This is a genomic window from Streptomyces sp. NRRL S-495 (genome assembly GCF_000966955.1).
GTDB lineage: Bacteria > Actinomycetota > Actinomycetes > Streptomycetales > Streptomycetaceae > Kitasatospora > Kitasatospora purpeofusca.
Genome location: NZ_JZWY01001030.1, coordinates 1 through 2912, shown reverse-complemented (window position 1 = coordinate 2912; position 2912 = coordinate 1). Strand labels below are relative to the sequence as shown.

Genomic DNA, 2912 nt, shown 5'->3' with positions numbered 1-2912 from the left:
CCAACGGCAGGCCGTCCGGGCGCGCACCGGAGCCGCCGGAGTCACCGGCGGCGCTGCCCGAGCGGTCGCTCGGCCTGCTCCAGCAGCTGTGGGAGCTGCTGACCACCCACTCCCACCACCGCGCCGTCGACGCCGCGCCCGCGCAGGCCGCCGCCTCCCGCGCCTCGGCCAGTGCCCGGGCCCGGGCGATCGCCGAACTCAGCGGCGCCCATGCCTCCGCGCTGTCCGCGATCCTCGGGCCGCTGCGGTCCGCCGGCCTGGACGACGCCACCGCCCGGCGCAACGCCACCGAGCTGGCCGTGACCGCCCTGCTCGACCTGCGCAGCGCCGGCGACCTCGACCGCGAGCTGAGCGAGGAGCCGGCCGCCACCGCGTTCGCCCGACTCGCCGACGTGGTGCGGCCGTTGCTGCGGCACAGCCCGGTCCGGCTGGACCTGCTGGCGCCGACCGAGGGGGACCGCTCGGTGCCCACCGACACCGCGCACACCGCCCGCACCACCGTCCGCTCCACCGTGCTCGCCATGCTGGAGCAGGACGGTCTGACCCGGCTGCACGTGAGTTGGCAGTTCGTGGCGGACGGTCTGCGGGCCGTCGTCCGGGACGACGGGCCCGGCCTGCTGACCGCCGACGCGCTGGCCGTCCACCGCACGGCCGACCGGATCGCCGCGCTGGCGGGCCGGTTGACGGTCGAGGCCGTACCGGGCTGGGGCACCACGGTGACGGTCGACCTGCCGCTGCACGCCCCGGCCGGGCCGATCGGCGCGGCCCGGCCGCTGGAGGGCCTGCAGCCCAGGGAGTTGGAGGTCCTGGACGAACTCGCCCGGGGCCGCCGCAACCGGGAGATCGCCGCCGCCCTGCACATCAGCGAGTCGACGGTGAAGTTCCATGTGGCGAACATCCTGGCCAAGTTGGAGGTCGGCTCCCGGGGCGAGGCGGCCGCCCTCGCCCACCGCGCCGGCCTGCCGACGACCCCGGCACCGGGCACGCCGACCGCCCTGCACGCCGCCTCCTGAGCCACCGGGCCCCTTCGAAGGACCCGGCGGCCCGTCGGAACTCTCAGTAGTAGCGGCGCAGTTCGGGCCAGAGCGCGGACCACGGCCGGTGCGGTCCCGGGCAGACCAGGACCGGGGCGTGCTGCTCCTCGTTGCGGACACCGTGGCCGTTGTCGACCCGGGCGACCTGGCGGCAGTCGGTGAAGTACCGCTCCACGTCGGGGGATCCCTCCGGGTGGACGAGCAGCACCGGCCCGTCCAGGCCGTCCGGCGGCGGCCCCCAGTCGGCGAGGCTCATGTGACCCGAGTACGGCGCCGGGAGGCCGAGCGGCGGGCCGTAGTGGGCGAGTGCGCCCGCCTCGCCGTAGTTGACGGCGAACACCACGGCCCGGTCCCGGAGTTCGGGCGGGACGGTGCGCCAGCCCGCGGCGGTGGCCGCGGCGAGTTCGGGCCAGCCGATCTGCTCGCCCTGCTCCCGGTAGATCCAGCTGACGGCCGGGGTCAGCCGGGCCGGGAGGACGGGCAGGGTGATCACCAGGTTGACCGCCGCGCCCAGGGCGAGCGCGCCCACGAAGGACCGGATCCGGCGCGGCCCGGCCGCCGCCAGCCGCCGGGCGACCGGTTCGCAGCCCGCCGCCGTCAGTACGAGCAGCGCGGGCAGCGCGTAGTACGGCTTGCCGCCGCTCGCCAGCACCAGCAGGCACACCAGCGGGTAGGCCACCGCGAAGGGCTTCGCCCAGGCGAGTTCGGCGTCCCGGCGCAGGCGCCGGAAGCCGGCCAGCCAGACGGGCACCAGGACGGGCGACAGGTAGAGGAACTGCATCGGCACGAGGAGCAGCCGGTTCTCCGTGCCGTCCTGGTCGCTGATGCCGCCGGCGACGGTCAGTTCGGGCCAGCCGTGCGCGGCCTGCCACCACAGGCCGGGCAGCGCGACCGCCGCGGCGACGGCCAGGCCCGCCGCCGGCCACCGGCCGCGCAGCACCCCGCGCGGCCCGACCAGCAGCACGGCCAGGAGGAGCGCGGCGGCCAGCAGCAGGACGAGGTCCTTGTTCAGCAGCGCGACCCCGGTGGCCGCGCCGACCGCGAGCCACCAGCGGCCGTCACCGGTGACCAGCGGCCGTCACCGGTGCGCAGCAGGCGCAGGGCGAGCAGGCAGACCAGGAGCCAGGCGCACAGGTCGAAGGTGGCGGTGCTGAGCAGGTGCCCGACCGCGAGCACGAACGCCGAGCAGGCCGCGGCGCCGGCGGCGAGCAGCTGCCCGGCCCGTCCGGCGCCCAACTCCCTGGCCAGCAGGGCCACCAGGACGACGGTGGCGGCACAGAGCAGGGCGGGCACGACCCGCAGGCCCACCGGCCCGTCGCCGGGTCCGCCGCCGAACAGCGCCGTGGACACCCGCCCGAGCAGCGGGGTGAGCGGTGGCTGGTCGACATATCCCCAGGCGGGGCGGCGACCGGCGATCAGGAAGTACAACTCGTCGCGGTGGAAGCCGTATCGGCCCGCTGTCGCGATCTGCAGCGTGGCGGCCCCGGCCGCGACGGCGGCGACCGGCCCCCGGGCGAACGGCTTCGGCGCGAACAACCCCCGTGTGTTCACGAGGGGAGTGTGACAGTCCCGCAGCGGAGGGGGAAGCCGTCGCGGCCGACTTCCCGCAGCGCCCGGGGGCCGGGAGCTCCGGGGTCGCCTCAGGACTCCTTCGGGCGGGTGCGGGCACGCAGGTGGAGGCGTTCGCCCTGCTTGCCGAAGAGGCTCAGGACCTCCACGTCGCCCGCCCCGGTGGAGCCGAACCAGTGCGGGTTCTGGCAGTCGAACTCGGCCGCCTCGCCCGGCGCGAGCACGACGTCGTGCTCGCCGAGGAGCAGCCGGAGGCGGCCGGAGAGCACGTAGAGCCACTCGTGGCCGGTGTGGGTGGCGAGGGTGGGG

General features: G+C 76.5%; 4 protein-coding genes. 1 reads left to right on the top strand and 3 read right to left on the bottom strand.

The features are described 5' to 3' along the window. A partial coding sequence (locus tag VR45_RS50360) for a LuxR C-terminal-related transcriptional regulator (RefSeq protein ID WP_045944576.1) occupies positions 1–1013 on the top strand: 1013 nt, incomplete at its 5' end. Positions 1014–1056: 43 nt separating this feature from the next. Here the strand turns inward: VR45_RS50360 and VR45_RS38325 are convergent. The 3 genes from VR45_RS38325 to VR45_RS38320 all read right to left on the bottom strand — a co-directional run. After that, a complete protein-coding gene (locus VR45_RS38325; RefSeq protein ID WP_286163653.1) occupies positions 1057–2046 on the bottom strand; it encodes a hypothetical protein in 990 nt (329 codons plus the stop codon). After that, complete coding sequence (locus tag VR45_RS50355; protein WP_286163652.1) at positions 2043–2585, bottom strand: glycosyltransferase family 39 protein; 543 nt, start codon at positions 2583–2585, stop codon at positions 2043–2045. The genes VR45_RS38325 and VR45_RS50355 overlap by 4 nt, the downstream gene beginning before the upstream one ends. 89 nt (positions 2586–2674) lie before the next feature. Beyond that, the coding region (locus VR45_RS38320) for a cupin domain-containing protein (protein WP_045944575.1) at positions 2675–2912 on the bottom strand (238 nt) is incomplete at its 5' end.